At 52.5% G+C, this 4,991-nt stretch carries 5 protein-coding genes; 4 read left to right on the top strand and 1 reads right to left on the bottom strand.

Annotation, left to right across the window (positions count from 1 at the left end; translation table 11 throughout):
- The 4 genes from A4E54_RS03030 to A4E54_RS03015 all read left to right on the top strand — a co-directional run.
- Positions 1–742, top strand: a 742-nt coding sequence (locus A4E54_RS03030) for a hypothetical protein (RefSeq protein WP_286724295.1), incomplete at its 5' end; no start/stop codon positions are given.
- Between the two features lie 3 nt (positions 743–745).
- Positions 746–2,020 carry a radical SAM/SPASM domain-containing protein gene (locus A4E54_RS03025; RefSeq protein ID WP_286724292.1) on the top strand — a complete coding sequence of 425 codons (1,275 nt, stop codon included), beginning with the start codon at positions 746–748 and terminating at the stop codon, positions 2,018–2,020.
- Positions 2,021–2,962: an ABC transporter ATP-binding protein gene (locus A4E54_RS03020; protein WP_240083959.1), complete on the top strand. Its 942-nt coding sequence runs from the start codon at positions 2,021–2,023 to the stop codon at positions 2,960–2,962.
- A gap of 189 nt (positions 2,963–3,151) precedes the next feature.
- The gene (locus tag A4E54_RS03015; protein ID WP_240083960.1) at positions 3,152–3,958 is read left to right on the top strand and encodes an ABC transporter permease; all 807 of its coding nucleotides are present in this window, start codon (positions 3,152–3,154) and stop codon (positions 3,956–3,958) included.
- 88 nt (positions 3,959–4,046) lie between these two features.
- Here the strand turns inward: A4E54_RS03015 and A4E54_RS03010 are convergent, their stop codons facing one another.
- Positions 4,047–4,691: a superoxide dismutase gene (locus A4E54_RS03010; protein ID WP_240083961.1), complete on the bottom strand. Its 645-nt coding sequence runs from the start codon at positions 4,689–4,691 to the stop codon at positions 4,047–4,049.
- Between the last annotated feature and the right edge of the window lie 300 nt (positions 4,692–4,991).

The raw sequence follows: 4,991 nt of genomic DNA, 5'->3' as shown, positions 1-4,991 counted from the left end.
GCAATCTGTGCGCATAGAGACTGCTGAAGGAGTCGGCACAATCCCGCTCAAGGCGATTCAAATCGTCTGGGAACCTTCAAAACAGACCCTGACCGGGAAAAGCATGGAGCGTCTCGCGGAACAACTGAGGGATAGCGTGAAAGCGGAGATCGGCTGCACCGGACCGCAGTATGCCTGCAGCCAGCAGCATTCTTGCCGGCCGCCGGTCTTTTGCCCGGGCGTCTATACTTGTCCGGACAACTATGCGCCTGGTGCCTGCGGGCCTTTCCAATTTGGTTCGCATTGCAAAATACCGGGAGGGCATAGCTGTCCCGGCCAGCAGTTCTGCGGAGTAGTGGGACCAATGACCGACAGCGGCGGGTGCCCGACTTTTTATTGCGGGTCCTTCCAGTACGGGCAATCCTGCGCATGCCAATACCAGCAGCCCTGCATGTATGAATATCAGCAGCCCTGCGCATGCCAGTACCAGCAGCCTTGCGTCTCCCAATACGCGCAGCCGTGTGTATGCCAATACCAGCAGCCGTGCACCACATTCCAGTTTCAGCAGCCCTGCGGCTTTTTCTCGTTTAATGCTTTACAGTGCGTCCCGTCAAGCGGGTATAACTGCGCCGCCCAGTTTTACGGCGTAACTGGTCCGGCGGCGGGAGCGCCGGCCGGAATGGAGCCGGTTTCATCACCTATGCCGATGGATTTCGCGGTTAAGAAAGAACAGAAAAATAACGGCAAAAAAGAAAAGGAATAAATCATGGGAATAAGTGACCGCGGTACTTGGCTCGAACAGGCGGCGTTTTTTATCGGGGAGTATGCCAGAACCAATCCCGGGCGCTCCCCCCGGGTTCTCGCAGATGTTTTAAAAAGAAAATATTTTTTAAATAACGAGGACGCGGAAAAATTAGCCCGCCTGGCTGAAAGGGAATTATCCCAGGCTAAACTCGGTCTGGCGGCCTTGGAATTGAACCTGACCTTTAAATGCAATTTAACTTGTGAATACTGTTTTGTTCACGAAAAAAACGCCCGTGACAGAATGAATTTCACCACGGCCAGGAACGCCGTCGACCTGCTGGTGGAGCAGGCGGCCTTTCCGATGGTTAATATAACTTTAATCGGCGGGGAACCTCTGCTGGAATTTGATCTAATCAAGCAAATTGTGCCATATGCCCTGGAAGCCGCGAAAAAGCGCAGCCTGACCGTTACCTGGGCCGTAACCACCAATGGCACTTTAGTTACCGAAGATATTTTAAAATTCTTTTCGCAATATAAAATCAACATCTTGTTGAGCATGGACGGCGGTCCGGAAACTCACGACCGCTACCGCCGGACAAAAAACGGGGAAGGCACCTGGCACAAAATCGCCTATTCAATTCCCATGATGAAAATGTACCAGCCCTGGCTGGGGGTGCGGATGACCGTGAGCAACGCCGCCATAGAAAGTATGAGGGAAGATTTTAAACAGCTTGTGAACCTGGGTATCAATCAGTTCATTATCGCCCCCGCGCAGGGCGCCAAGAGCTGGAGCAGGGAGGAGATCACGCGGTACGGCCTTAATTTGTTGAAAATATTGCTGGACTACCATGCCTTAAAACGGAAAGGTGTCCCTGTTTTTATTGAGGAATTCGAAAAGGATGAAAATGAGTATTCCGGTTGGGGCTGCCGGGCCGGCAGCACGTCGCTGGCTGTGGCGCCTAACGGAGATGTCAGTCCCTGTTCCAAGCTGCTGGGCTTGACCGGTGAGGCGGGCAGGTGTATTGTGGGTAATGTTAATACTGAGATCGATGTCCATTTGCTGGAACCATTTAAAAATCCAATTAGCCGTCAACAGGAGAATTGCAAGCGCTGCTCCAGAAAATGCACCGGAGGCTGCTACGCGGTAAATTTTGAACAAACCGGCGATCACTTTACCCCTTCTGAAGAAAATTGCCTGTTCTGGGTGGTCTGTCAGGAAGCCAAAAGGATATCCGGAATGATGCGGTCGGGTTATAATGTTCATAATAGATTCATTACGAAGGAACGATGGGGTTAAATGAGAAGAAGCGTTATTGCAGCCAGGAACTTGGTGAAAAGGTTCGCCGACTTTGAAGCGGTAAAAGGGGTTAACTTTACCGTTTGCGGGGGAGAATGCTTTGGATTGCTCGGGCCGAACGGAGCGGGGAAAACCTCCATAGCGAAAATGATCTACGGTTTTTCCCCGGTTACCGCCGGAAAACTTGAGGTTTTTGGAGAAGATATTATGACCGGGGCGAGAAATATCAAGGCCAAAATCGGGGTGGTGCCGCAGGAGGACAACCTGGACCCGGAATTGACGGTCTGGGAAAACCTCCTGGTTTACGCCGGCTACTTCAGGATGCCCAAGGATATGGCCCAAAGGAGGGCCGGGGACATTTTGGCGTTTATGGATTTGCAGGACAAGTCCGGCGCGGTGGTGGAGCAACTGTCCGGCGGCCTGAAGCGGCGTTTGACTATCGGCCGGGCGCTGCTCAACCAGCCGGCGCTTTTGATCCTGGACGAGCCTACCACGGGTCTGGACCCCTACGCCCGCCACCTGGTGTGGCAGCGTTTGAAGAAACTGAAGGAATCAGGCACCACCATGCTTTTGACCACCCATTATCTGGAAGAGGCCGGCCAGCTTTGCGACAGGCTCATTGTGCTTTACCATGGGGAAATATTAGAGCGGGGCGCGCCCAGGGAATTGATTGAGCGTCATACCGGCAACGACGCCCTGGAACTGGGAGTGGAGCCGGCACGGCACGGGGTTCTCATGGAGGGGAACGAGGATTTGATCAAAGCCCGCCAGATGTTGGGGGACGACCTGGTATTGTTCACCGGCCACGGCAGGGAACTGGCTGAAAGGATATCCGGCAGGGCCGCCGCCCTGGGTATTCCGGTGAGACATCAAAGGCTCAGGCCGGCCAACCTGGAAGATGTGTTTCTGAAACTTACCGGCGAAACGCTTAAAGAAGACTAAGGTATTCAGGAGTCAGAATATCTGAAGACAATAAACCATTCCTCATCGTAACTTTGACTTTTGAGTTGTTGCAGTAAATTCTATAAAGCCGCTCCAAGATATGGTAATATACGGATAAGTGACCTGTGCGCTTGCATAAGCCCATAGGTCACCGGATAACTGCGGAAGAATTTAAGGAAGGCTGACGGCATGGTAAAAAGAAAACAATTGTTTAATGGCATAACCGCTATCCCAGACTTGTCATGGCCGCTGGTGATGAAGGTCGTCTACCGCAACCTGCTGGTTTTCAAAAAAACCTGGAAGGCAAATATTATGTTTAATTTCATAGAGCCCATGCTGTACCTGTGGGCCATGGGCTTCGGCCTGGGGGTGTATGTGAGCCAGATTGAGGGGCTGTCATACATTGATTTTCTAGCCCCCGCGCTGATTGCTTCTTCGGCGATGTTTTCCACCACATATGAGATGACTTACGGCAGCTTCACCAGAATGGGGCATCAAAAAGTTTTTCAGGGCATGGTGGCTACTCCGGTGAGCATGGATGACGTGGTTATGGGTGAAATACTATACGGGACATTCAAAGGTGTGCTTTACGGCATTGTTTTTTTAATCGTGGTGGCGCTGTTCGGTTTGGTGAAGTCGCCCTGGGCGCTGTTGACGCCGGTGCCGCTTGCTTTGATGGTCATGTCTTTTTCCGTCATGTCCCTGGTTTGGACCAGCATCGCGCCGAACTATGATTCTTTCGGATATTTTTTCACCCTGCTGATTTCACCGATGTTTTTGTTCGCCGGGGTATTCTTTCCGGTGGACAACCTGCCGGCGGGGATCAGGTTTCTCCCCTGGTTCACGCCATTGTACCACGCCGTGGAAGTTATCCGCCCGCTGCTGCACGGCAAGGTGGCCTGGTCCAACCTGGCCGACTTGGGCTGGCTGGCGGCTTTCGTCGTATTGACTATCCGGCTGCCCCTGACCATGGTCAAGAACCGGCTGATCCAGTAGCGGGGCCACTCTCGACTCACATTCAAGTATATAAAATTGAATCCTTACCCGGTTTTTCACTGAAGGTTGTGGATCTGAAGTTAACTAGCTATAATGTCAGGGGTATTTGCGCGGGCATCGCCAGCAGGAGGCGCTTTTCGACTTCAAACCAGTTGACCAATTGCCACCAGGCCTTGACGTAGTCGGCCCGCCGGTATTGATAGTCCAGATAATAAGCGTGCTCCCAGACATCAAGCACAAGGATGGGGATGCCGCCCCACTGGGTCAAGTTCTGGTGTTTTTCCGCCGTCAGGATTTCCATGCGCCCCCAGGCCGGCTGCCAGACCAATACGGCCCATCCCGAGCCTTCCACATCTGTCGCGGCCGCGCTGAACTGTTCCTGGAAAGCGGAAAAGCTGCCGAAGTAGCTGTTTATTTGGTTAATGGTTTGAGCGCAGGGCTGCCCGCCGCTGCCGACCGGCGCCATGACAGTCCAGTAAATGCTGTGCAATATATGGCCGGAACCATGAAAGGCCAATTCGCGTTCCCAGTGCTTGACTAAAGCGAAATCTCTCTTTTGGCGCGCTTCCACCAGCTTCAGCTCAGCTTTGTTCAGGCCTTCAACGTATGATTTATGGTGGTGGTCGTGGTGAAACCGCAGGGTGCTGGCGCTGATCACCGGCTCAAGGGCGTTGTAGGGATAGGGGAGCGGCGGCAACTGGTGACGGCCCGGCGGTGTCATATAGTACGTCATGTTTGCTTCTAACCTCCATGCGTCAAGGTAATTATTGTTAAATTATATTATTCGCCATTAATAATAAATGTTCGTTGACCGGGTTACGTTACAAGGTTTACCTGGCGCCGCCGGGCGGGAAAAACACTTGCGGCGAATAAAAAATGCGTGTATAATAATTTAACGTGGTTTATGTTCTAAAGGCGGTATTGCGCGAGTTATAGTGAATAGTGATACCTGAGTAGCAGTGCACGGAGAGATGGCCGAGTGGATGAAGGCGCACGCCTGGAGAGCGTGTGGACGGGTAACCGTCTCGTGAGT

Origin of the sequence: Pelotomaculum sp. PtaB.Bin117, from assembly GCF_002067195.1 — a bacterium.
GTDB classification, from domain to species: domain Bacteria; phylum Bacillota; class Desulfotomaculia; order Desulfotomaculales; family Pelotomaculaceae; genus Pelotomaculum_D; species Pelotomaculum_D terephthalicicum.
Note: the sequence above shows the minus strand (reverse complement) of the source record. Positions and strands in the feature narration are given on the sequence as shown.

Bases quoted from the DNA above. Each gene is read 5' to 3' on its own strand.
- A4E54_RS03020 (WP_240083959.1), top strand. From the start codon at position 2,021: ATGAGAAGAAGCGTTATTGCAGCCAGGAACTTGGTGAAAAGGTTCGCC.
- A4E54_RS03015 (WP_240083960.1), top strand. From the start codon at position 3,152: ATGGTAAAAAGAAAACAATTGTTTAATGGCATAACCGCTATCCCAGAC.
- A4E54_RS03025 (WP_286724292.1), top strand. From the start codon at position 746: ATGGGAATAAGTGACCGCGGTACTTGGCTCGAACAGGCGGCGTTTTTT.
- A4E54_RS03010 (WP_240083961.1), bottom strand. From the start codon at position 4,691: ATGACGTACTATATGACACCGCCGGGCCGTCACCAGTTGCCGCCGCTC.